19 protein-coding genes are annotated in these 23,038 nt (G+C 69.3%); 13 read left to right on the plus strand and 6 right to left on the minus strand.

Features of this window, described 5'->3' with window-relative positions; translation table 11 throughout:
- Nucleotides 1-192: 192 nt before the first annotated feature.
- The 3 genes from MTO99_RS15475 to MTO99_RS15485 form a co-directional block, all read right to left on the minus strand.
- Nucleotides 193-840 (minus strand): GNAT family N-acetyltransferase, encoded by a 648-nt coding sequence (locus tag MTO99_RS15475; protein ID WP_243554643.1) that lies wholly within the window; start codon nt 838-840, stop codon nt 193-195.
- A gap of 62 nt (nt 841-902) precedes the next feature.
- Nucleotides 903-2,270, minus strand: a complete 1,368-nt coding sequence (locus MTO99_RS15480; protein WP_243554645.1) for a glutamyl-tRNA reductase — start codon at nt 2,268-2,270, stop codon at nt 903-905.
- A 50-nt stretch (nt 2,271-2,320) separates the two neighbouring features.
- Nucleotides 2,321-3,064 carry a hypothetical protein gene (locus MTO99_RS15485; RefSeq protein ID WP_243554647.1) on the minus strand — a complete coding sequence of 248 codons (744 nt, stop codon included), beginning with the start codon at nt 3,062-3,064 and terminating at the stop codon, nt 2,321-2,323.
- Nucleotides 3,065-3,351: 287 nt separating this feature from the next.
- Here MTO99_RS15485 and MTO99_RS15490 point away from each other — a divergent pair, with 287 nt between their 5' ends.
- The 10 genes from MTO99_RS15490 to MTO99_RS15535 all read left to right on the plus strand — a co-directional run bounded on the left by MTO99_RS15490 (nt 3,352) and on the right by MTO99_RS15535 (nt 17,324).
- Nucleotides 3,352-3,750 (plus strand): peptidoglycan-binding domain-containing protein, encoded by a 399-nt coding sequence (locus tag MTO99_RS15490; protein ID WP_243554649.1) that lies wholly within the window; start codon nt 3,352-3,354, stop codon nt 3,748-3,750.
- A gap of 49 nt (nt 3,751-3,799) precedes the next feature.
- A complete protein-coding gene (hemE, locus tag MTO99_RS15495) occupies nt 3,800-4,945 on the plus strand; it encodes a uroporphyrinogen decarboxylase (RefSeq protein WP_243554651.1) in 1,146 nt (381 codons plus the stop codon).
- Nucleotides 4,942-6,504: a protoporphyrinogen oxidase gene (hemG, locus tag MTO99_RS15500; RefSeq protein ID WP_243554653.1), complete on the plus strand. Its 1,563-nt coding sequence runs from the start codon at nt 4,942-4,944 to the stop codon at nt 6,502-6,504. The genes hemE and hemG overlap by 4 nt, the downstream gene beginning before the upstream one ends.
- A 361-nt stretch (nt 6,505-6,865) precedes the next feature.
- On the plus strand, nt 6,866-13,708 hold the full coding sequence (locus MTO99_RS15505; RefSeq protein WP_243559142.1) for a PA14 domain-containing protein: 6,843 nt from the start codon (nt 6,866-6,868) through the stop codon (nt 13,706-13,708).
- On the plus strand, nt 13,705-14,184 hold the full coding sequence (locus MTO99_RS15510; protein WP_243554655.1) for a hypothetical protein: 480 nt from the start codon (nt 13,705-13,707) through the stop codon (nt 14,182-14,184). The genes MTO99_RS15505 and MTO99_RS15510 overlap by 4 nt, the downstream gene beginning before the upstream one ends.
- A 152-nt stretch (nt 14,185-14,336) precedes the next feature.
- On the plus strand, nt 14,337-15,215 hold the full coding sequence (locus MTO99_RS15515; protein WP_243554657.1) for a fructosamine kinase family protein: 879 nt from the start codon (nt 14,337-14,339) through the stop codon (nt 15,213-15,215).
- A gap of 124 nt (nt 15,216-15,339) precedes the next feature.
- Entirely contained in the window at nt 15,340-15,822 is a 483-nt protein-coding gene (locus MTO99_RS15520; RefSeq protein WP_243554659.1) for a hypothetical protein, read from the plus strand.
- A 73-nt stretch (nt 15,823-15,895) separates the two neighbouring features.
- On the plus strand, nt 15,896-16,300 hold the full coding sequence (locus tag MTO99_RS15525; protein ID WP_243554661.1) for a phage holin family protein: 405 nt from the start codon (nt 15,896-15,898) through the stop codon (nt 16,298-16,300).
- The gene (locus MTO99_RS15530; protein WP_243554663.1) at nt 16,287-16,607 is read left to right on the plus strand and encodes a DUF3618 domain-containing protein; all 321 of its coding nucleotides are present in this window, start codon (nt 16,287-16,289) and stop codon (nt 16,605-16,607) included. The genes MTO99_RS15525 and MTO99_RS15530 overlap by 14 nt, the downstream gene beginning before the upstream one ends.
- 9 nt (nt 16,608-16,616) lie before the next feature.
- On the plus strand, nt 16,617-17,324 hold the full coding sequence (locus MTO99_RS15535; protein WP_243554664.1) for a GntR family transcriptional regulator: 708 nt from the start codon (nt 16,617-16,619) through the stop codon (nt 17,322-17,324).
- Nucleotides 17,325-17,345: 21 nt separating this feature from the next.
- Here the strand turns inward: MTO99_RS15535 and MTO99_RS15540 are convergent, their stop codons facing one another.
- The 3 genes from MTO99_RS15540 to MTO99_RS15550 are packed head-to-tail and all read right to left on the minus strand — an operon-like array spanning nt 17,346 to nt 19,833.
- A complete protein-coding gene (locus MTO99_RS15540; RefSeq protein ID WP_243554666.1) occupies nt 17,346-18,128 on the minus strand; it encodes a CPBP family intramembrane glutamic endopeptidase in 783 nt (260 codons plus the stop codon).
- Nucleotides 18,125-18,970, minus strand: coding sequence for a CPBP family intramembrane glutamic endopeptidase (locus tag MTO99_RS15545; protein WP_243554668.1), 846 nt, complete (start codon nt 18,968-18,970; stop codon nt 18,125-18,127). The genes MTO99_RS15540 and MTO99_RS15545 overlap by 4 nt, the downstream gene beginning before the upstream one ends.
- The gene (locus MTO99_RS15550; RefSeq protein WP_243554670.1) at nt 18,970-19,833 is read right to left on the minus strand and encodes a CPBP family intramembrane glutamic endopeptidase; all 864 of its coding nucleotides are present in this window, start codon (nt 19,831-19,833) and stop codon (nt 18,970-18,972) included. Before MTO99_RS15550 ends, MTO99_RS15545 begins: the two co-directional genes overlap by 1 nt.
- Nucleotides 19,834-20,254: 421 nt before the next feature.
- Here MTO99_RS15550 and hemQ point away from each other — a divergent pair, with 421 nt between their 5' ends.
- From hemQ to hemC, 3 genes are read left to right on the plus strand one after another with little or no spacing between them, the layout of a single operon-like run.
- Nucleotides 20,255-20,992, plus strand: a complete 738-nt coding sequence (gene hemQ / locus MTO99_RS15555; protein WP_243554672.1) for a hydrogen peroxide-dependent heme synthase — start codon at nt 20,255-20,257, stop codon at nt 20,990-20,992.
- Nucleotides 20,992-22,089 carry a ferrochelatase gene (locus MTO99_RS15560; RefSeq protein WP_243554675.1) on the plus strand — a complete coding sequence of 366 codons (1,098 nt, stop codon included), beginning with the start codon at nt 20,992-20,994 and terminating at the stop codon, nt 22,087-22,089. Before hemQ ends, MTO99_RS15560 begins: the two co-directional genes overlap by 1 nt.
- Nucleotides 22,086-23,036, plus strand: coding sequence for a hydroxymethylbilane synthase (hemC, locus tag MTO99_RS15565; protein ID WP_243554676.1), 951 nt, complete (start codon nt 22,086-22,088; stop codon nt 23,034-23,036). The genes MTO99_RS15560 and hemC overlap by 4 nt, the downstream gene beginning before the upstream one ends.
- Nucleotides 23,037-23,038: the final 2 nt, after the last annotated feature.

Consider the following 23,038-nt stretch of genomic DNA (forward strand, 5'->3'; position numbering starts at 1 on the left):
CGGACGCCGACGACCTCCTGACGAACGGATGCATGCACGGAGGAGACCCTACACCCGGCGGCCTGGGGGCTCCCTGGCCAGCCGGCCACCCGGCCACCCGCGACCACGGTCGATCCGTGCGACCGAGCGCGGGCCGGATGCGCCTTGCTGACGCGAATCGACCTCGGTCGGCGCTGACCGCGCTCACCGGGCTCACCGGGCGGCGGACCACTCGCGGCGGAGGATGCCGTAGACCGCAGTGTCCTCCCACTCGCCGTCGTGGTACTCCTCTTCGAGAAGGGTCGCCTCGCGGCGCATGCCGAGCCGCTCGCAGAGCCGGGCGGATGCCTCGTTGCGGGCGTCGAGCTGCGCGTGCACGCGGTGGGGGCGCAGGTCGCGGAACGCGAGGCCGAGCACGGCGCGAGCGGCTTCGACCGCCAGCCCGCGGCCCTGGAACCCGGGGTGCACGACCCACCCGATCTCGAGCTGCGCGTGCTGCACGCTCGTGACCCGAAGCATGATGTCGCCGACCACGCGGTCGCCGCCGTGCGCCCGATCGGGAGCGTCGGGCGAGGTCGTCGGCTCGCCGACGAGCCCCATCGCGAGGAAGAGGGCGTCCTCGTCGCGTTCGAGGCGGTGCAGCCCGGCGCGCTTGGCGGTGTGCGCGAACCCCTCCTCACGGGTGCGCTCGGGCCACGGGATGTAGCGCAGCACCTCGGGCAGCCGTTGGTACTCCCAGACGTCCCACCGGTCGGACTCGGCGAGCGGGCGCAGCACGAGCCGCTCGGTGCGCAGCGGAGCGTCGAACAGGATGTTCGCGTCGTAGGGCAGGCGCAGGTCGGGCGCGTCGGTCGAGGGCACGGCTCGACGCTACCGCGCACCCCCGACGGGCGCGCGGCCCACGGCGCGGGCGGCGCAGCGAATCAGGAGGCGTCGCGGTGGGCGCGGCGGTCGGACGGTTCGGATGCCTCGACGGCGGTCGCGGCATCCGCCTCGTCGGCGCGCACGCCGAACAGCGCCTCGACCGCGTCGATGAACGCGCGCTGCTCGCCGTCGCGCGCGAGCTGCCGCGACCGCACCATCGGCGTATGCAGCAGCCGGCCCGCCATGTGACGCAGCGCCTCCTCGATGCGGCCGTCGGCGTCGCCGCGCGAGCGGGCGCGTTCGATCTCGCCGTCGAGCAGGTCGAACACATGCGACCGCAGCGCGACGACGGTGGGGGCGAGGTCGAGCTCGCCCGCGACGTCGCCGAACTTGCGGGCGGCCCGGGCGACGATCTCGCGCGCCTCGTCGGTGGAGCCGAACTCCTCCATCGGGGCGTGGAACTTGATGGTCTCGAGGTCGAGCAGTTCGACCCCGACGAGCTCGGTCACATCGTGGTCGACGTTGCGCGGCAGGCCGAGATCGATGACGAGCTGGCGGCGTTCGATCTCGGGCGCCACCTCGACGGCGCCGATCGTCGGCAGCGCCGTCGCGCGGGCGAGCAGCTCGCGACCCTCGGCGAGCATCGCCCGATCGAGCACGTGCGTCTCGATCGTGGTGCAGGTGACGATCACGTCGGCCGCCGCCGCGGCGCGGGCGTAGTCGTCTGCGGCGACGGCCGGCAGGTCGTGCGATGCGGCGAACCGCGCGCCGTGACCGGACGGCGAGTACACCGAGACATCCGTGACGCCGCGGTCGCGCAGCGCCGCCAGGGAGGCGCCGGCGTACCGGCCGGTGCCGATCAGCAGGACGCGCGTCTGCGCCCAGTCGGTGATGCGGCTCTCGGCGAGCTCGAGTGCGAGACGCACGAGCGAACGGCCCTCGCTGCCGATGCCGGTGCGGTTCTTCACCTTGCGCGACGTCTGCGACGCACGCTGGAACAGCCGCTCGAGCTCAGGGGTGGTGGTGCCCTCCCGATGCGCGGCCTCGAGGGCGCGACGGACCTGCCCGGCGATCTCGCCCTCGCCGACGACGACGGATTCGAGACCGGATGCCACGGCGAACAGGTGGGCGGCGACGGCGTTGCCGTGCGCGAACCCGAACGTGCTGCGCAGCGCCTCGGCATCGACGCCCGCGACCTCGCCGACGGCGTGGATGGCACCGTGCACCGCGTCGACCGGCGACTCGCCGTCGACCTGATCGAGGTCGAGGTAGGCCTCGAATCGGTTGCACGTCGCCACGACGACGGCGCCCTGCACGGCCTCGTGGCCGGTGATCATGCGGCGGGCTGCACCTTCGGCCGTCGCAGAGAGACGCTCGAGCAGATCGAACCCGGCGTTCTTGTGACTCGCGGTGAAGCAGATGAGCACCGCACGATTCTACAAGCTGTGGAATGCCGTGCTGAACAGGGTGGGGACGGTCAGCGGTGCGCGGCCGCGAGACCGCGGCCGGCGCCGGCCGCGGCGAGCTGTTCAGCCGTGATGACGGGGATCGGCGACGTGAGCGGCGGGAGCTCGAGGCCCTCGGCCGCGAGCGCGGCGCGATGCTCGGCCTTCCACCCGCGCACGGTGGCGTAGAACTGCTCGTCGGGGAGCACGAACCCGAACGCGCGGTCGCTCGCGAGGACCAGCGGCACCTCGAGGCTCGACCCGCCACGGCGCACCCGCAGCACGGCGACCGGCACGCTTCGGGCGCCGGCCGCGATGCGGTCGCAGCGGATGTTGCGGATCTCGCGCCACGCGAACGAGACGACCGGGCGGGGGCGTCGGCTGCCGCGCCAGAACACGATGCCCGTGGCATCCGCGACGATCGAGAAGTGCGGACCGAGCCGGCCCTGCGTTCCGAGTTCGCCGAGTGCGGTCGTGAGCATGGGAGTGCGCAGGCTGGTGGTCACGGTCGCGCCGAGCGACGACTCGAGCGCCCGTCGGCGAGTGCGGTCGCGGGCGTGCAGACGCAGGCGGCGCAATGCGAGCACGACCACGAACACGACGGATGCCGCGCCGAGCGCGAGGGCGGCTCGGCTCGCCGGCACGCCCGGCAGTTTTGCGATGGCTCGCTCGACCATGGGGCCTGCGGCGATGAGCACGGCGACGAGGGCGGCCGCAGCCAGACCGATCAGGACGGTGGGGACTGCGCGTCGTGCGGGTGACACGTCTTCGGTCACGATGGTCTCCGGGGGGAGCGGAGGCGCACGGCTGGGGCGGCCGTACGTCGTCGTGCGGGGGACACGACCTTCACGACTGTAGACCCGGGAGGCCCGATCGGCGCAGCTTTCCGCTGGTTTTCGGCCCGTGTCCCGCAGTGCGTCGGGCGAGCGCGGAGTTGTCCACAGGCGATCCGACGAGGTCGAGGGGGATGTGCTTCGATGGCCGGGGCCGCGCGCCGTGCATCCTGGTGGCACCGGGCCGAAGCACCCTCTCGTGCATCTTCGAACCCTTCGAAAGGGGCACCATGCGCTCGCGCATCCTCGTCGTCCTCGCGGCTGTGGCCGTCGCCGCCGGCATCTTCGGCACCGCAGCACCCGCCTCCGCCGCGACGGCGCCGTGTCGTCAGTACGTGTACGGCTACGGCGGCACCGGCAACTGCGTGAAGGCCATCCAGGCGCTCGTGAGCACGTCGAGCACGGTGAACGCAGCCCGCCCCGACATCCGCACCCCCATCGCGCGGGACGGGTCGTTCGGCAAGATCACCCTCGGCGCGATCCGCACCTACCAGTCGGTCAACCACCTCCAGGTCGACGGCGTCGTCGGCCCGCAGACCTGGACGCGCCTCTGCAGCACCGGCTACTACTGGGGCTCTGACATGCAGCTGAAGGCCGACTACCAGTGGGCGAAGAAGTACGCGTGCTGACCCGTTGACCCGGTCGTTCCTCTCAGCCCGGGTAGGCGAGAATGTGCGGGTGATCCTTCCTCCGCAGCATCCGCTCTCGGCCGGCTCGACCTCGGATTCGCGACTCGTGCGCGCCTATCGCGGGGAGCGGAGCGACACGACCCCCGTCTGGTTCATGCGGCAGGCCGGGCGTTCGCTGCCCGAGTACCGCGACCTGCGGGTCGGCACGCGGATGCTCGACGCCTGCCTCGACCCGGCGATGGCGGCCGAGATCACCCTGCAGCCCGTGCGCCGCCACCGGGTCGATGCGGGCATCTTCTTCAGCGACATCGTGGTGCCGCTGAAGCTGGTGGGCGTCGACGTCGAGATCCAGCCGGGTCGGGGGCCGGTCTTCGGCAAGGGCTATGCGGATGCTTCGGCGATCGCCGAGCTCACCGCGATCGATCCGGCGATCCTCGATGAGAAGAGCGGTCCGATCACCGAGGCCGTCGAACGCACGATCGCGGAGCTGAGCACGACCGCTCCTGCGGGCCGAGAGACGGGTGCGACGCCGCTCATCGGATTCGCCGGCGCCCCCTTCACCCTCGCGGCCTACCTCGTCGAGGGCGGGCCCTCGAAGGACCACCTCGCGGCGCGCACGCTGATGCACGCAGACCCGGGCGCCTGGCGCGACCTGATGCACTGGACGGCCGAGCTGACCGGGCGGTTCCTGCGCACCCAGGTGCTCGCCGGGGCCTCGGCGGCGCAGCTCTTCGACTCGTGGGCTGGCGGGCTGTCGCTCGCCGACTACGAGCAGCATGTCGCCCCCGCCTCGGCGCGGGCGCTCTCGTTCGTGCACGACCTCGCGTACGAGACGACGGATGCCTCGGGCGAGGCCCCCGGCAGCACCGTGCCCGTGATCCACTTCGGCGTCGGGACGGGCGAATTGCTCGGTGCGATGCGCGGCGTCGGAGCCGATGCGGTCGGCGTCGACTACCGGGTGCCGCTCGACGTCGCCGCGTCGCGGGTCGGCGACGGCGTCCCGCTGCAGGGCAACCTCGACCCGGCGCTGCTCGCGGCGCCCTGGCCGGTGCTCGACGCGGCGGTGCGCGACGTGCTGCGGCGCGGTCGGGTCGCCCCCGGCCACGTCTTCAACCTCGGGCACGGCGTGCCGCCCGAAACCGACCCGACCGTGTTGACCCGGGTGGTCGAGCTCGTGCACGAGGCCGGCGCGTGAGCGAGGCATCCGAGCTCCCCGGAGCATCCGAGGCATCCGAGCTCCCCGAAGCGGTGCAGCCGGCCGAACCCGACCACCGCTCGGCCGACGTGGTGGTCGTCGGCGGCGGCGCGGCCGGCCTGGTCGCGGCGCTCGAGTGCGCCCGGATCGGGCTGCACGTCATCGTGCTCGAGCGACGCGATCGGGTGGGCGGCTGCGTCGCCCGCATCGACCTCGACGACCTCGCCCTCGACGCGGGCGCCGAATCGTTCGCGACCCGCAACGGCTCGGTCGCGGCCCTCGTCGAACGGCTCGGACTGGGCGATCGGGTCGAGTCGCCGAACCCCGCGGGGGCCTGGCTGGCGTGGGGCCGGGGCGACGAGGTCGCGGCGGCGCCGCTGCCGAAGACGGGCGTGCTGGGCATCCCGGCGAACCCGCTCGGCGAGGACGTGCGCGCGATCATCGGCTGGAGCGGCGCGTGGCGCGCATATGCCGATCGCGTGATGCCGATCCTGCGCATCGGCCGCGCCCGCAGTCTCGGGCAGCTCGTGCGCTCGCGCATGGGCGCCGCGGTGCTCGACCGGCTCGTCACGCCGATCTCGGCGGGCGTGTACTCGGCGAACCCCGACGACCTCGACCTCGACGTCGTCGCACCCGGGCTGAACGAGGCGATGACCCGCACCGGCTCGCTCTCGGGCGGCGTCGCCCAACTCGTCGGCTCGCGTCGTGCCGGCAGCGCCGTGCTCGGCCTGCGCGGCGGCATGCACACCCTCGTCGAGGCGCTCGTCGCCGAGCTCGACCGGTTCGGCGTCGAGGTCGTCACCGGCGCCGAGGTCACCGGCCTCGAGCGGCACCGGTCGGATGCCACGACCTCCGCCGAACCGGCCGGAACCGCCGGCGCCGGCTGGCGCGCGCGGGCCATCGCCTCCGACCGCGACCTCCTCGTCGACGCGCGCTTCGCGATCCTCGCCGCCCCGGCCCGCACCTCGCGCCGGCTCCTCACCGACGCCGTCGAGGGCTGGGCGGACGCGAGCGACTGGCCGGCCGCGGCATCCGTGGAGCTCGTGACGCTCGTGCTCGACGCGCCCGCCCTCGATGCCGCGCCGCGCGGAACCGGCGTGCTCGTGGCCGAGGGCACGCCCGGAGTGTCGGCCAAGGCGCTCACGCACGCGACGGCGAAATGGCCGTGGCTCGCCGAGCAGGCGGGCGGCCGCCACGTCGTTCGGCTGTCGTACGGTCGCGCCGGCGCCGCCAACCCGCTCGACGGGCTCGACGCCGACGCGGTCGCCGCGCTCGCGCTCGCCGACGCGTCCACGCTGCTCGGCGTGCCGCTCGACGCCTCGATGCTGCGCGCCTCGGGTCGCACCGCGTGGCGCGACGCGCTCTCGCACGCGTCCCTCGGGCAGCGCGAACGCGTGCGGGCGCTCGAGGCGGCGCTCGCCGCGGAGCCGGGCATCGAGGCGACGGGCTCGTGGATCGCGGGCACCGGGCTCGCTTCCGTCGTGCCGCACGCGCGCGACGCAGCCGGCCGCATCCGGCAGCTCGCGGTGCAGGAGGGTCACGCTCCCGCGGCGGACTGAGGGTGTCATCCCCGGACGCTGGCGGTTGTGTCGAGCAATAGCTGCCCCGACCCGCGGATAAGCGCGATTCGGTGAGCGCAGCCAAACCGTTCTCAAGTTGGCCGCGTGGGGAGCCACCTCCGCGAGGGTCGCTCGTGCGACTGGGCCAGGACCGAAGCGGCGCACAAATGTCTGCGCCGTCCGGAACGGAGGCGCGGATCGATGCCAGAGAAACAGCGAACATACACCTTGCTGCGTTCTTGATGGCTCTGACTAGCCCCTGTTATGGGGTACGCGCTAGGGGTCCTGGAGAGCCTAGATTCCTGCTCACGTTCCCTACAACGTGGAGGTTGGCTTGGACGTTCGGCGCCGCTTGGTCGATGTGATGATTGCTTCGGTGCTGTCGGTGGTGCTGGTGGGTGCCTTGGCGCAGCCGGTGACTGCGGCGGAGCTGGCTCAGCCGACTGAGCCTAACGGTACAGTCGTCGAGCCGTTGTTGCCCGACGAGTCGGAGCCAGTTGATGAAGCGGCGGGTGAAGTGGTCGAGCCGGCGGATCCTGCCGGCGATTCCCTTTTGTCGCCGCTCGCGTCGGAGCCTCCGGTTACGTTGGAGGAGAGTCCTGGCGGGGGACGAGATGAGGCTGGCGCGGACCAGCCGGGGTTGGAAGATTTCGATCCTCTCTCCGCCAGAGTCGTTGCGCGGGAGGCGTTCTCGCAGACGTTCGCAGCAGAGGACGGTTCGCGCGTAACGCAGTTCTCGGATGTTCCGCTGAACGTACGCGTTGATGGCGAGTGGAAGCCGGTGTCGACGGAGCTGGCGGGTCGCGGCGCGTTCGGATGGTTGGGTATGGGAGGTGCGGAGGTCCGGGACCATCCGTTGCGACCGGTGTTCGCGGAGCGGGCCGATGAGGCCCCGCTCTTGATGGTTTCTCAGGGTGGACAAAGGGTCGGTTTCACGTTGGTCGGGGCGTCGTCGGCGCGGATGTCGCGGGATCTGGCGCCGTGGTCTGGTGAGAAGGGCCGGGTGGTATATGCCGATGTGTTCCCGAACACTGATCTGGTGTACGAGGTCGAACAGACAGGCGTGAAGGAGTTGTTCCAACTGGCGAAGGCGCCAGGTCGAAAGGGCGTGTCCTCGTGGCAGTGGCGGGTCGACGCGCCAGGTCTGCATCTGCGGGAGGATCCGGACACGGGGGAGATCGTGTTTGAGGAGGCATCGGGCCGAGTGCGGATGGTGATGCCCCGTCCGACGATGTGGGACTCCTCGGGCGCGTTGGGTGAACGGGCGAACGAGCAGGCCAACGTTGACGCGACAGTGGTGCGTGACGGTGACGGGTGGAATCTGACGTTGCGGCCGGATCGTGCATGGTTGAACGCGAAGGATCGTGTTTATCCGGTGATGGTCGACCCAGTGGTGTATCAGTTCGGTGCTTCTGAAACGCATGCGTACAAGACGAACGGGCAGTACAACCACAACTACGGTGTCCAGGTCGGGAACACGAACGGGACCGGCACATGGCGGACGATGGCATTGTTCAGTTGGGGGGAGATCGCCGGTAAGCAGGTCACGGACGCGGCAATCGCGCTAGGCAACCAGTCGGATGACTCCACTACGACGGAGCGGTGGGGCGGATTGTACGCGTCGAACAACTTCCAGTACGAGTCACTTGGCGGATATCTCGGGTCAGCTCACTATTGGCATGGCGGCGGCGAGATTGTGGATCTAGATTTTGCGCAAGCAATGGCGTCGTGGACCGCTGGTGGCTCCACCGCGATGTGGTTAACGTTCACCGGCGCTGAGATCGCTGATTTCACGTACAAGCACTATCGCCAGTACGACCTGTTCGTGGCGTGGAAGGAGTACCCCCGGCCGGGAACTTTGGCGGCGGGTGCACCGGCCGCGAACGCGGTGAACACATCGTTGACACCGACACTGAAAGTGGACGGGTACTCCTTTCCAGCGGGCACGATTGGACAGCACTGGTTCAAGGTGTCGGAGAATCCGAACCCAGACGTAAATCCGGTGTTCTCAACCGGCTGGCAGGCATCCGATTCGGTGAAGGTGCCCGAGACGGTGCTGTTGCCCGGACGAACGTACTACTGGAAGGCGTACGTCCGGGACGACTGGGACAGTCACTTGAACGTGTCGACTCAGCGCGGATCAGCAACCTGGGCGTTCACAACGGCGTCGGTGCCGGTGGCTGCGGCTGCGACGGCGTCCCCTAGCGACGGGGCGGTGGTCGTATCGACGCAGCCGACCTTGTCGGTCGTAGCGCCCGCGAATCCGGCGGGGCGTACATTGAAGTATCGATTCCGAGTCGCGACGGGTGGGGACTCGCGGACTGGTGGGGTGTTGTTGTCGAACTGGTTGGATACTCCGACCTGGACCGTGCCGGCTGGTTCGTTGCAGAGCGGAACGACGTATTCGTGGACGGCGTTGACGAAAGACCAGGGGTACGGGGTGGAGTCGCCGACGCCTTGGGTCAGCCGATTCACGGTGGACGCCAGACTGGGGGTCTCGGGCCCGTTCCCTGTCGGCGTAGCCGGGCCTGTCGCGGTGAACCTGGCGTCTGGGAACGTGTCGGTGTCGTTCAGCTCACCCACCGTGTCCACGGTTGGTGGACCGATGGGGATGTCGTTCACCTACAACTCAAAGCACTCGTCGAATGCGGGACTGCGCGGTGAGTACTTCGACGCGACGACTTCCGCCGGGCAACCGCAGACATGGGATTTCGCGAAGGCGAATCGGGTGCTCGCACGGACGGACACGCAGGTGCGCTTCCAGTGGGGAATTGGGTCACCGGGCGAGGGGGTGCCGGTCGAGGTCTTCATGGCCCGTTGGAGCGGATTCGTGACACCGCCTTCGGCAGGAACCTACACGTTCGGAGTGGTGCGTGATGATGGTGCGCGGCTGGACGTTGATGGCAGCAGAGTCCTTGATCAGTGGACGAACACGGCACCCGTTGGGGTCCAATGGGGGACCGCGAAGACGCTCGCAGCCAGGCCGGTGCCTTTGAAACTGGAGTACTTCGAGAACGCCGGAGCTGCGGTTATCGAGTTGTGGGTGAGAACCCCTGACGGCAGTGAGGCCCCGGTTCCTGCGTCGTGGTTCACGAAGTCGGCTGAGATCCTCCCGGACGGCTGGGCGTCGTCGACGTTCATGAGTGGTGATCTCGGCACGTTCACGAGGGTCCGCGTCGAGGAGGGATCTGTGACGCTCTTGGATCAGCAGGGAGGAACGCACGCGTATACGAAACAGCCGAACGGTGGGTATGCGCCTCCCCCCGGTGAGACCGGTGTCGTCACGATCACGGGTGACGGGCGTGTGTCGTTCACGGACGGCGCTGGAGTGGTTCATGTGTTCCGCGCCGACGGTGCGATCGAGCAGGTAACCAGCCCGCTTGACGCGAAGAAGCCGGCGCAGCCCTCGATCGAATACCGCGCCGACGGCCGAGTTCAGCGCACGTTCGACCGGTTGGGTGGGATGACCGCGCCGCGAGAGGTGTGGTACTTCTATGGTGGCGACCAGGTTGCGGGCCCGCTCACCGGCGCAGACAGTGATGGCTCGGGCAAGGCGTGCCCGCCCGCGACAGCTGGCGCACCCGAGGCGCCGGCAGGATTGCTGTGCCGAATCGTATATCCCGGGCATGTCCCAGGCATGGCCGACACGACGCGACTGTTCTACGATGCCGAGAAACGGTTGATCGGCATTCAAGACCCAGGGAACGAAGAAGTCTCCTTCGGGTACGACGGCGAACGCCGGCTGACATCGATCCGGGACGCGCTGCAGACCGACTGGTTGCGCGCGAACCCGAGCCGTGACGCCGGGCCCACGAACCGGACCAGCATCACCTACGATACGACCGGTCGGGCGAGCACGGTGACTCTTGCTGCACCCGACGGCACGACAATCGCGTCGCAGTCCACGTACAGGTACACGTATGGGGAGGCGTCGACTACGTATGTCGATGTCACTGGTCAAGACGAGTGGGGCGTGCCTGCGACCGGTCACACGCGCACCGTGGTTTTCGACGAGGCCTGGCGTACCATCTCGGATTCCAGCCCATCAGGCTTGACCGCGACGACGGTGTGGAATGCGAAAGACCAGATGCTGTCCCGCACAGATCCGTTGGGACGAATGTCGACCGTGATCTACGACCAGCAGGATCGGGTGACCGACGGGTACGGCCCAGCGCCGGGCACTTGCTTCGGGCCGGACCGTCGCCCCCTGGCCAACACAGCGACGGAGTGCGGGATCACTGCGGCCCACTCCTCCACCCGTTACGACGAGGGGATGGTCGGATTGAACGCACAATGGTTTGACAACCTGCAACTTGCAGGAGTTCCCAAAGCGTTCAGCCTCGGGATCCCCGCGATCGCTGACGGCAGCATCGACAAAGACTGGGCCGGAAACGCCCCGATCGCCGGAATTCCGACCACGAACTGGTCGGTGCAGTTCACCGGCACGATCACGTTCCCAACCGCGGGCTTGTACCAGTTCCAGACCTATTCAGATGACGGCTCCCGCGTCTGGGTCGATGACAATCTCACCGTCGACTACTGGCGTGCCGGTGCGTGGAGCGCGTCACCTGTTGGGGTCTTTACCCCGACCGCTGCTGGGGAGGTCGCTCGGATCCGTGTCGCGTTCTTCCAATCGACCGGTCCCTCCGCGCTGACGTTGACCTGGAAGAAGCCAGGGGACACCACCTTCACTAAGGTGCCTGGGGAGGCGCTTGCCCCGGCGTATAACTTGGCGACCTCATCCACGACGGACGACTCGACCAATGGTCGACCGGATCCCGCTGTGCCCGCCATCACGACGGCGACCTCATTTGGCGCAGCCCCCTGGCTTGGCCTCCCATCGACGTCGACCGTCGACCCGGCCGGCATCAACCTTCGCACGGCGACCAGTTATGACGATCTGAATCGGCGAACTTCGCGAATGCTGCCGGCCGGTGTCGCAGCAGGAGCCACCGTGGAGCAGGCAGGAACCGTTTACGCCTACTACGGCGACACGCAGACCATCGCGCAGGCACTGCCCAGCGATCCAGCCATCTCCGACGCGGATGCGAAGATCTGTGGGATCGACGAAACCACTCCGCAGAACGGGGCGCTCAAGTCTGCGACCTCGCCACCGGCAGCCGACGGGTCCCGGGTCGTGACACAAACCATCCACGATGTATGGGGCCGGCAAGCCGGTGCAAAGCGCACAGGAGACGCGGGATGGACGTGCACCCGGTACGACGCACGCGGTCGCACAATCCAGGTCGACTACTCTGCCTATGCAGAGAGTCCGGCCCGAACCGCCGTGTTCGAGTACGCGGTCGGTGGGAATCCCCTTAAGCAGACTGCGAGCGACCAAGCTGGAGACATACAGACCGAGAGCGACATACTCGGCCGTCCGATCAGCTACACGGACGTGTGGGGCGTCACGACTACGATCGAGTACAACGTTCTCGGGCAACCCGTTACCTCAACCGTCACACCACCGGGCGGCACATCCATGGTCTCCGAGGTCACCTACAACACTGACGGGCAAGTCGAGTCGATTGCCATCGACGGCCGCCCGCTGGCCGACGCGGAATACCACTCAGGCGAGCTACGTGTCGTCAACTACGGCAACAACACCGCGCTGGCTTCAAACCTGAAAGACGAAGCGGGTCGATCCATTTACGCCATGTGGGCATTCGAACTCGACGCTCCCATTGTCCCTGAGAATGCGAGCCCCCTGGAAGACACGGTGGCATCGCTCGCCTTGCGCTCCCAATCCGGTCGCGTGACTGGGCACGCGATCATGACTCCCGGCTCGTGGACTCAGCCCGACACCTACTCGTTCGACGCCGCGGGCCGGCTGACGCGCGCCGTCCTCGCGGGACAGACGATCGACTATGCGTTTGCCGCAAGCGGAGGGTGCGGGTCAAACACCCGCGCCGGTGCAAATGGGAACCGCACAAGCTGGAAGGTGACTCCCTCAGGCGGGCAGGCGCGGACCACGACGTACTGCTACGACCAGGCCGATCGGCTCATCTCGACTACGGTGACGGGTACCTTTCCTGTAGGCGAAACTCCTTCACCGGTGAATGCGGGAATCGCCGCTTCCAACTTGGCCTACGACGCGCACGGGAACACGACCAGACTCGTCGACCAGGAGCTTGAGTACGACGTGGCCGACCAGCACGTCGCAACCGAGCTCGCCGATGGCACCCGAGTCGAGTACATGCGGGACGTGGTCGGCCGGATCGTGCAACGCACGCAGATCGGTGGTGAGAACCCGGGCACGACCCGATATGGGCACACCGGCGGTGGGGACGGTGCTGCATTGATCTTGGACGCCGGGAACACTGTGGTCCAGCGAATCCTGTCCCTTCCGGGCGGCGCAACCGTCACGCTAGGCGAGACCGAAACCTGGTCGTATCCGAACCTCCACGGCGATATCCTCGTGACCGCCGACAGCTCCGGCACCCGGACCAGCGAGCCCTACCGGTATGACCCGTTCGGCCAACCAATCGACCGCGCAACCGGGCTAACCGGTACGACCCGCGCCGATGACACCGGGCCCGACAACGCGCATGGCGATGCGGACTACGGATGGTTCGGCCAACATCGGAAACTCACCGAGCATGTGGGAAGTGTCTTCACGATCGAAATGGGGGCTCGCCAATACGTTCCCGCGCTCGGCCGATTCCTCGAAGTTGACCCCGTCGAGGGCGGCGTCACCAACAGTTACGACTATCCAGCAGACCCCATCAACAAGATCGACCTGAGTGGCACGGAGGAGTGGTGGATCTCTGCCGCCAAATTCGTTACCGACTCACCCGTGGCGCAGGCGGCGCTCTTTGCGTGCGGGTTCATGGTGGGCGCCATTTCGGTCGCTTGCGGCGCGATCGAAGGGGCGGCCTACGCTGCACAGGGGCGCTGGGTTGAAGCGGGGTTGAGCGTAGCCGGCGGATTTTTGGGAGCTGGGGTTGGCATCGCCCTCAAGGCGGGGGCCAAACGGGTTGCCGTCGCCGCCGCCCGCGAGATCCCGATGGCGACTCGCGCACTGAGCCTGAGGCTCGAACGAGGTGCAACGACGATGTACTTGAAGCAGACTGAGGTGGCTCGAAACGCCATTGGACATCTCGTCGGCACGCTCCCGGGTACCTTGTATACGCCGCCGAGTGCTCACGGAAGCGTTTCGCGAGCGTACGTTCAGTACAGCGGCGGAAGGAGTATCGCCTGGTGATCGCGACTGCTCGAGCCACGCGCCTGTGGCATCTCGGAAACGGGGGAAGAGTCGTTGCCGTCATGCTGTGGGGTTCGTTGCTAGTCTGCTCCATCATCGGTGGCGCCCTCTCCGCCCTGGGTGACCCGTGGACCTGGTTTCTCCTTCTCGTCAGCGTCGGGTTCCTTGTTCGTAGCGTGTTCTTCCGGGTCGAACTTCGCGAGCGCGAGGTGCTTGTCGTGTCCTGGTTGCGGACATACAAGATCCCGAGACACGACATCGAGAACGTGCTGGTCGGGAGGTACTCGGGTGCGCTGACCCGGTTCACGAGCAGCGGCTTCTTCAGTCGAGTCTTCTGGACCGTGGGGTTCGCCGTGGACCATGGCGACGACCGGTCCTACCCCGTCACCTTGCTTCCGCGACGCAGCGTGGAGCGCGCGGCTGCTCAGCTGGGCCAGAGCCTGGGCGTTGCGGTGATCGGATCGACTTGGACGTAGGTGCCGCTGGATGACAGCCAAGCACTCTTCCGCTCGACGATCTCCGAGCTGGGCGGGGTGCAGACGCTCGACTGAGCGGCGTCGGCGCGCATCGTCGTGGCAGGCTGGGGTGGCCGCGGCACGGGGCAGCGGGGTGAAGGGAACACTGCGGGATGGAATCGAGGACACTGCTGCACGACCGGCTGCGCGCCGCCGGCATGACCGACATCGTCTCGATCGAGCCGGCAACGGGCGGACTCGCGGCGACGGCGGGCGTCGCGCGCTCTGCCGACGGGGCTGCGCTGTTCGTCAAGTCGTTCGACGAAGCTCCGTCGGCGGGCGCCTTCGAAGCCGAGGCCGAAGGCCTCGATGCCGTGCGCCGGCTCGGTGGCGTGGCAACGCCCGAGGTGTTGCTCGCGACCCGCGACGTGCTGGTGCTGGAGGCGTTGCGCCCTCGGCCCGACTCGGAGGCCTTCTGGACGCGGCTCGCGCACACGCTGGCGCACCTGCACCTGAGCACGATGCATCCGCGGTTCGGATGGCACCGCGACAACTCGCTCGGCCGCCGCCGACAGGTCAACACCTGGGAAGACGACGGGTTCGAGTTCTTCGCCAGTCACCGGCTGCTGCGGTGGCTCGACGAGCCGCGCGTGCAGGCCGCGCTCGACAGCGCCGATCGCGCCGCGCTCGAGCGGCTGTGCGCCCGGCTCCCCGAGCTGCTGCCCGAGCGCCCCGCATGCCTCACGCACGGCGACCTGTGGGCCCAGAACGTGATGTCAACGCACGACGAGCGTCCAGCGCTCATCGACCCGGCGGTCTCGTACACGTGGGCCGAGGTCGACCTCGCGCACCTCTGGACCACCGCGCCGCCGCCCGAGGCTCGCGCCTTCTTCGACCTGTATGCGGAACTCACCTCGCTCGACGCGGGCTGGCGCGAGCGGATGCCGATCATCCAGTTGCGCCAGCATCTCGCGGTGATCGCCCAGTTCGACCACGACTGGGGTGCAGCCGAGATCGTGCGCGCCACGCTCGCGCCCTTCCGCCGACGCTGACACCGAGCTCCCAGTCGCATGGCCGCAGCGGAATATGAATCCGCGCAACCCCCTTGCTCCCGGTGGTGCGGGGTCTACGCTGGAGAGACGTCGCCGATCCCTGGGCGACCGGATTGGGGTGGACATGAAGGGCAAGATCCTCTTCGTCGTCGGACTCGGCGTCGGGTACGTGCTCGGCACCCGCGCGGGGCGCGAACGCTACGAGCAGATCAAGCGCGCCGCCGAGGGCGTGTGGAACCAGCCCGCCGTGCAGCAGGGCGTCGGCACGGTCAAAGACTTCGCGCTATCGAAAGTCGGCGACCTGAGCGACACCGTGCTCGACAACGTGAAGCAGTTCATCGGCTCGGCGACCAAGCCGAGCGGCGGCGGGTCGTCGGAGTTCCGTCGCGCCGCCGAGAAGGCGGCCACCGGGGTCTCGGATGCCGCCAAGCGCGCGGCCGACGGCGTCTCCGATGCCGTGGAGGATGCGGCCGACGCCGTCGAGGATGCGGCCGAGCGGGCCGACAAGGCGAAGTCGTCGAGCCGTTCCACGGCATCGAAGTCCACGACCTCGACGGGCGGCGCGAAGCGCGCGGGGCGCGCCAAGCCCGCGGCATCCGACCGTTGAGGCCGTGGAACTGATTCACTGAGACATCCGCGATCCACTGACATCCGCGACCCAGACCACCGGAGGTGACCGCATGGCCGCACCCACCGAGGACGAGCGTTCGCTGTTCACACTGATCGGCGAGCTGCCCGACCGGGTGTCCACCCTCGTGCGCGCCGAGATCGACCAGATCAAAGCCGAGCTGAGCTACAAGGCGAAGCACTTCGGCATCGGCGCCGGCCTCATGGTCGTCGCCGCCTTCGTCGGGATCTTCCTGCTCGGCACGCTCATCGCGACCGGCATCCTCGCCCTCGCGCTCGTGATGCCGCCGTGGGCGGCGGCGCTCACCGTCTCGGGCATCCTGCTGCTGATCATCGCGATCCTCGTGTGGATCGGCATCGTCAGCTTCAAGCGCGGCGCCGAGCCGCTCGAGTCGATCGAATCGCTCAAGCGCGACGTCGACATGGTGAAGGGCACGGGCGAGTATGACCACCGTTGATCGCACCGGTCGCACCGGTGCCGACCTCTCGAAGCGCGACCGCAAGGCGCACGAGCGCAACCTCACCCGGCTGCAGGCACGGCTCCAGGTCGAGCGGGCGAGAGCCGACTTCGCCGGCACGCTGAACGCGCTCGAAGACAAGCTGAACGTTCCCAAGCAGGTCGGTCGGGCGACCGATCGAGCCAAGGTGCGGCTGCGGCGGTTCGCGAACGAGCAGCCGGTCGCCGCCGCGGCGGCCGCCGTCGGTGTCGTCCTCGTCGCCGGCGGCATCGTCTGGCTCGTGGTGCGCAACGCCACCAAGCCCTGACCCGCACGCATGCGCGCCGAGTCCCGCGGCCGCGCCGACCGCTCCACGGCGGTCGGTCGCGTTGCGGTGCTGCTGCGCGATGAGATCCTGTCCGGCGTGCTCGAGCCCGGCACCCCGCTCCGCGAGGAGCAGCTCGCTGCGCGATTCGGCGCCTCGCGCCATACGGTCCGCGCCGCCCTCGCGCGGCTCGCGGCCGAGCGGCTCGCCGTCGCCGCCCCCTACCGGGGCGTGCGTGTGACGAGCTTCGACGGCGACGACATCCTCGCGCTGCAGCACCTGCGCATGGCGCTCGAGTGCGAGGCGGTGCGGCTCGCCGGCGAGCGGCACGGCTCGGCCTGGCCGGCCGAGGTGCTCGCGCCCGCCGAGGCAGCGCTCGACGAGCTCGAGCGGCTGGCCGGGCGGGCCGGGCCCGATGCGGATGCCTCGGGAGAGACGGGCCCCGATTGGCTCGAGGTCGAGACGGCCCACGCCGACTTCCACCGGGCGCTCGTCGAGGCATCCGGCAGCCCGCGCATCATCGAAGCGCACGCCGCGCTCGGCAGCGAGTTGCGCCTGTTCCTGCTGCGGGTACGGCCGTCGTACACCGTCGACGGACTGCTGGCCGAGCATCGCGACCTGCTCGAGGCGGTGCAGCGCCGCGGCGCCGACCCGCTGCGCGAGCACCTCGCGCGCTCGGCCGCGCTGCTCGTCGGCGGCCGCGCGTCGCCGTCGGCCTGAGCGCCCGGTCGGTGCGGGCGGCTACGCCGCAACCGACGCGCGAGCGTGCTTCTCGGCGCGGCTCTCCCTGCGGGTCAGGACGATCGCGACGATGACCGCGGCGATGCCGATGCCGATGCCCCCGAAGCCGGCGAAGTCGGTCGTCTTCGCGGCGGCGAACGTCGAGAAGTCCCACAGCCCGTGCAGCACCATCGCCGTGATGAGCGTGCCGCTGACGCGGCGCAGCAGGTAGAACACGCTGCCGATGAGGAACGTGATGCCGACCTGCGACACCCCCGCGACACCGGTGCCGAACAGCGTGTTCGGCAGGTGGATGAGCCCGAAGAGCAGGGTGCTGAAGAACCACACGCCGAGTTCGCCGAACCGGCTGCGCAGCGCGACGACGAGCTGCCCGCGGGTGACGAGCTCTTCGTTGAACCCCACGAGCAGGCTGCCGGCGACGAGCAGCAGCAGCATGGTGGGCGTGAGGCGCGAGGTATCGCCGGCGACGAGGTTGGCGATGGCCGCGAGGGCGAGCAGGCCCGGCAGGATCCACACCCACCCGGGAAGGCGCTTGCGGGTCTCGAAGAGCGAGGGACGCCACCAGCCGTAGACCGACACGACGATCGTGATCACGATCGTTCCCGCCAGCAGGGGCGCGAAGTACCACTTGAAGAGGGTGTCTTCGTCGTCGCCGATGTGCAGATAGTCGATGCCGTTGAAGATCCAGACGCCGTAGAAGACGGCGAGATAGATGAGGAGCGCCAGGACGCCGAGCCAGACGCGGGGCTCGACCCGCACGGTGGGTTCAGTGGTCGTGGTCATCGTTCGCTCCTCACGGGTTCGGTTTCGGTGTCGGTATCGGGGGCGCTCTGCCGTCGCTCGCGGTGGGTTCTGCGGTCTTCGCGGATGGTGCTGACGAGCACGGCGACGGCGAGCACCCAGCTGATGCCCTGCAGCCAGATGTCTCCGGGAGTCGTGTGGTCCTGGCCGTCACCGCCCAGGAGCCACCGGCCGTAATCGCCGAGTCCGTGCAGCACGATCGGCACCCACAGCGTGCCGGTGACCCGGAAGGCCGCGTAGTAGAGCACGCCGGCGGCGGCCGTGACGATGACCTGGAAAGCGATGCCGGAGACCGGCACGCCCAGGAACGCGCTGTTGACGGAATGCCCCAGGCCGAAGACGAACGCCGTGACCAGCAACGTCACCGTCTCGCCGTGGTGACTGCGGACCGACTGCAGCAGGATGCCGCGGAAGAACAGCTCCTCGCCGAGGCCGACGAGCAGGTACGCGATGAGCCCGACGAAGATGTATGCGGCGCTGAGCGATGCCCACGGCGCGTCCACCAACATCACCACGACCTGCAGTGCGAGCACGAGCGGCACGACGTACAGCCACCAGCGGCGCGGGCGCGAGGAGGAGATGCGCGGCGTCGTCCAGATGTCGCGCCACCATCCCGAGAACCAGGCGAACGCCAAGCCGATCGCGATCAGCACGGGGAGGATCGTCAGGTGCGAGAGCGCCAACGATGCCACGGGGTCGATGTCGGACGGCAGCGTGGTGTTGAACACGGCGCCGCCGCCGCCCGCGACCACGTAGTACACCAGGGCGGCGACCAACCCCACCCAGAGAACACGGGGAACCCGGTCGGTCGTCGGAGCACCCATCAGTCGACCTCTGCCTTCCGAAGCGACGGGGTTCGGTCGGGGAAGACCTTGCCCTTCACGAAGATGATCGCGATGATCGCGAACACCACGTAGACGGAGTTGAAATCGCCCGCCAGGGCGATGAGCCCCTCGGACCCCGATGCGTCGCCGTGTGCGTCGACGCCGCCGGTCGCGAGGATCGTCGTCGGGTCAGTGGCCGCGTGCACGAGCATCGGCCAGATGATGCTGCCCGTGACCCGCAGCACGAGGTACATCATGATGCCGAACGTGAAGGTGTAAACGACGGTCAGCGCGACGGCCAGCAGGGGCTGGGTGAAGGCGTTCACGCTGTGCATGAGCGCGAAGATGAGCGACGACAGCAGCATCACCGCCTTCTCGCCGTAACCGGCACGGCGCAGCAGGTTCACCGCGAGACCGCGGCTCACGAGCTCTTCCGCCAGCCCGATGCACAGCCCCGTGAAGAGCATCGTCAGCGCGACGCCGACTGAGTAGGCCGACCAGTTCGTGCCAACGACGCGGAGCGCGATCGGGATGAGCAGCAGCGCGACGCCGATCCACATCCACCAGCTGCCCCTGATCGGCTGCGGTCCGAAGATCTCGCGGAGCCAGCCCAGCGACCACACGAAGAGCAGCAGGATGATGCCGCCCAGCAGGATCGGCAGCGCGAGACCGAAGAAGACGCTCTCGGGCGTCGCGAGGATGTCCGCGGAGTCGACCAGATGCCCGAACGGCACGCTGAGCAGCAAGCCCAGCCCCTCGTAGACCACCAGGTAGACGACCGCGACCGCGAGCGCCTTCCACCAACCGCCCCGATTCCAGAACCGGTGCCATCGAGTGGCTCCAGCGTGCTCGTGCTCGCTCAAAGGCGACCCCCCGGCCCCAGCCGGATCGCCCCAGTGACTCCGGTCGTGAGCATCATCCTGTCGGATGCTTCGGCGATGGGGCAAGCACTCCGCCCACCCTTCCGCTGGTCGAGGCATCCGCGAGCCCGCGCATCGTCGAGGCGCACGCGGCGCTTGGCAGCGAGTTGCAGCTGTTCCTGCTGCGCGTGCGGCCGCACTACACGGTGGCCGAACTCGTGGCCGAGCATCGCGAGCTGCTCGACGCGGTGCAGCAGCGGGCGACGGAGGGTCACGCGTCCCGCGGCAGGCACGCTCTTCAGTCCGAGGCATCACCCGTGCGGCCTTCGTCTGAACAGGGCGCCTGCATTGCGTCGGGTCGGCGGCGCGCCGCGGCATCCGGTGCTGTTTTGGCCGATCAGCTGCGAAGGGGGAGACTGGATGCATGTCTTCCCCCGCTGCTGAAGCGGCAGCCGACGCGCCCAGAACCGAACCCGACGCCGAACCGACGCCCGAGGGCTACACCCTCTTCGCCGTGTTCCGGCGCGACCCCGCCCGACCCGACGACTTCGACGGGCACGACGTCCCGCGCGTCGTGCGCGACCTCGACGGCGCCATCGCGCTGGTCGAGGGCGAAGGCGTCGTGCTGCGCGGCATCTACGACGTGTCGGGCCTGCGTGCCGACGCCGACGTCATGCTCTGGCTGCACGGCCCGACGGCCGAGGGCCTGCAGTGGGCGCTTCGCGAACTGCGCCGCAGCCGCCTGCTGAAGGCGCTGCTGCCGACCTGGAACGCGATGGGCGTGCACCGCGACGCCGAGTTCAACCGGGCGCACGTGCCCGGGTTCCTGCGCGGGGTCGAGCCGAAGGGCTGGCTCACGGTCTACCCCTTCGTGCGCAGCTACGACTGGTACCTCCTCGAGCCGACCGAGCGCGCCCGCATGCTCGCCGAGCACGGGCGCAAGGGCGCCTCGTTCCGCGGGGCGATCGCCAACACGGTCGCCGCGTTCGCGCTCGGCGACTACGAATGGCTGCTGCCGATCGAGTCCGACGAGCTGACCGAGCTCGTCGACCTCATGCGCGAACTCCGCGCCACCGATGCGCGCCTGCACGTGCGCGAGGAGACCCCGTTCTTCACGGGTCGCCGAATCACCACCGCCGAACTCGTGGAGGTCCTGCAGTAATGACGCACTACGACGCGATCCTGCTGTCGTCGTTCGGCGGGCCCGAGGGTCAGGACGACGTGATCCCCTTCCTGCGCAACGTCACCGCGGGGCGCGGCATCCCCGACGAGCGCCTCGAAGAGGTCGCCCACCACTACCGCCACTTCGGCGGCGTGAGCCCGATCAACGAGCAGAACCGCCAGTTGAAGGCCGCGCTCGAGGCCGAGCTCGCGGCGCGCGGCATCGACCTGCCCGTGTACTGGGGCAACCGCAATTGGGCGCCGTACTTCGGCGACGTCGTGCGCGAGGCCGAGGCGAACGGGCACACCGAGCTGCTGGGCCTCGTCACCAGCGCCTACACGTCGTACTCGGGTGTGGGCCAGTACCGCGAGGACTTCCTGAAGGCGACGGATGGCACGGGCGTGTCGATCGACCGCATCCGCGAGTACTTCGACCACCCGGGCTTCGTGCAGCCGTTCGTCGAGGGCGTGCGCGAGGCGATCGCGTCGCTCGGCGGCGAGGGGGGCGCGCCCGACCGGATCCACGTGATGTACGTGACGCACTCCATCCCCACCGCGGCGGCGCTCGCATCGGGTCCGTCGTTCGGCGAGGGCGGCGCGTACGTCGCGCAGCATCTGGCCGTGGCATCCGTCATCAGCGAAGCGGCCGCTCCCGAATCGCCCTGGTCGCTCAGCTACCAGTCGCGCTCGGGCGACCCGCGCACGCCGTGGCTCGAGCCCGACATCAACGACGCGATCGCCGACCTCGCCGCTTCGACCGGCTCAGCGACCCGCGCAGTCGACGCGATCGTGATCGTGCCGTTCGGGTTCGTAAGCGACCACATGGAGGTCATGTGGGACCTCGACAACGAGGTCCTCGAGACCGCGGCCGAGCACGGCCTGAAGGCGCGCCGCGTGCCCACGCCCGGCGTGCACCCGGCGTACGTCGCCGGCCTCGTCGACCTCGTGCTCGAGCGCGTGAACGACGTGCCCGACGCCGACCGCCCGCACCTCACCGAGCTCGGGCCGTGGGCCGACCACGCGCGCATCCGGTCGGGCGAAGAGGTCGCGGATGCCACGTCCTCGGCGCCCTCGTCATCCGGAGCCGCGGCGCGATGAGCGCCATCCGGGTGGGCACGCGGGGCAGCGCCCTCGCGACGGCGCAGACGCGCTGGATCGCCGAGCGCATCGGCAAGGCCGCGAAGGCCGACATCGAACTCGTCGAGGTGACCACGCACGGCGACACGTCGCGCGCGTCGCTCAGCGAGATCGGCGGCGAGGGCGTGTTCGCCGCGGCACTGCGCGAGACGCTGCTCGCCGGCGACTGCGACCTCATCGTGCACTCGCTGAAAGACCTGCCGACCGCCGACCTGCCCGGCCTGCGCCTGGGCGCGGTGCCCAAGCGTGCCGATGCGCGCGACGCACTGTGCGCCCGCGACGGGCTCACCCTCGCCGAACTGCCCGAGGGCGCCCGCGTCGGCACCGGCTCGCCGCGCCGCATCGCGCAACTGCGTGCCGCCCGTCCCGACCTCGAGGTCGTCGACCTGCGCGGCAACGTCGACACCCGGCTCGGCAAGGTCGCGTCGGGTGAACTCGACGCGGTGATCCTGGCGGCCGCCGGTCTCGGTCGACTCGGGCGGACCGAGGCGATCACCGAACTGTTCGAACTCGACGTCTGGCCGACCGCGCCCGGCCAGGGCGCGCTGGCGATCGAGGTGCGCGGCGGGCGGCTCGACCGCTCGCTCGAGCAGGCGCTCGACGCGGTCGAGCACCGTTCGACACGGGCCACCGTGCTCGCCGAGCGGCTCGTGCTCGCCGGCCTCGAGGCGGGCTGCACCGCCCCGGTCGCGGCGCACGCGTTCATCGACGACGAACTCCTGTTCCTCTCGGCGACGGTGTACAGTGCCGATGGAACCCGGCGGGTGACCAGTTCGCACGCCGCCACCCCCGACAGTCGCTCGGCCGATGACCTGGCCGACGCGGCGCGCGACGTCGCATCCCGTGCCGTCGCGGAACTCCTCGGCAACGGTGCCGCCGACCTTGCACCCCCCGCGGAGGCACCGTGACC

The organism is Agromyces larvae, assembly GCF_022811705.1.
GTDB lineage: Bacteria > Actinomycetota > Actinomycetes > Actinomycetales > Microbacteriaceae > Agromyces > Agromyces larvae.

Coding starts and splice junctions, on each gene's coding strand:
- MTO99_RS15490 (WP_243554649.1), top strand. CDS start 3,352: ATGCGCTCGCGCATCCTCGTCGTCCTCGCGGCTGTGGCCGTCGCCGCC.
- MTO99_RS15560 (WP_243554675.1), top strand. CDS start 20,992: ATGACGCACTACGACGCGATCCTGCTGTCGTCGTTCGGCGGGCCCGAG.
- MTO99_RS15520 (WP_243554659.1), top strand. CDS start 15,340: ATGAAGGGCAAGATCCTCTTCGTCGTCGGACTCGGCGTCGGGTACGTG.
- hemC (WP_243554676.1), top strand. CDS start 22,086: ATGAGCGCCATCCGGGTGGGCACGCGGGGCAGCGCCCTCGCGACGGCG.
- MTO99_RS15515 (WP_243554657.1), top strand. CDS start 14,337: ATGGAATCGAGGACACTGCTGCACGACCGGCTGCGCGCCGCCGGCATG.
- MTO99_RS15525 (WP_243554661.1), top strand. CDS start 15,896: ATGGCCGCACCCACCGAGGACGAGCGTTCGCTGTTCACACTGATCGGC.
- MTO99_RS15545 (WP_243554668.1), bottom strand. CDS start 18,970: ATGGGTGCTCCGACGACCGACCGGGTTCCCCGTGTTCTCTGGGTGGGG.
- hemQ (WP_243554672.1), top strand. CDS start 20,255: ATGTCTTCCCCCGCTGCTGAAGCGGCAGCCGACGCGCCCAGAACCGAA.
- MTO99_RS15530 (WP_243554663.1), top strand. CDS start 16,287: ATGACCACCGTTGATCGCACCGGTCGCACCGGTGCCGACCTCTCGAAG.
- MTO99_RS15535 (WP_243554664.1), top strand. CDS start 16,617: ATGCGCGCCGAGTCCCGCGGCCGCGCCGACCGCTCCACGGCGGTCGGT.
- MTO99_RS15540 (WP_243554666.1), bottom strand. CDS start 18,128: ATGACCACGACCACTGAACCCACCGTGCGGGTCGAGCCCCGCGTCTGG.